Annotated in this window: 1 protein-coding gene; it reads right to left on the bottom strand. The window is 69.1% G+C overall.

Annotation, left to right across the window (positions count from 1 at the left end):
- A partial coding sequence (locus tag EN852_RS38105) for a DJ-1/PfpI family protein (RefSeq protein ID WP_189546568.1) occupies positions 1–317 on the bottom strand: 317 nt, incomplete at both ends.

The following is a 317-nucleotide window of genomic DNA, read 5'->3' as shown; positions in this document are numbered from 1 at the left end:
GCCTGCGCCCCGTAGCGGGCACGCACGATGTGCAGGCAGCAGTCGAGCCCGGCGGCGACGCCGGCGGAGGTAATGATATCGCCGTCGTCGACATAGAGGACATCCGCGTCGATCGCGAGGTCTGGATGCAGCGCCTGCAACTGGTCCGTATAGGCCCAGTGGGTCGTCACCCTTCGTCCGGCGAGCAGGCCGGCGCCGGCGATGGCGAAGGTGCCGAGGCACAGGCCCACGATCAGCGCGCCGCGCCGATGGGCGCTCTGGAGTGCGTCCTTGAACGGCGCGGCCAGAGGCGCATCGAGATCCTTCCAGCTCGGAAT

It is taken from the genome of Mesorhizobium sp. M2E.F.Ca.ET.209.01.1.1, assembly GCF_004010375.2.
In the GTDB taxonomy this organism is placed as follows: domain Bacteria; phylum Pseudomonadota; class Alphaproteobacteria; order Rhizobiales; family Rhizobiaceae; genus Mesorhizobium.
Note: the sequence above shows the minus strand (reverse complement) of the source record. Positions and strands in the feature narration are given on the sequence as shown.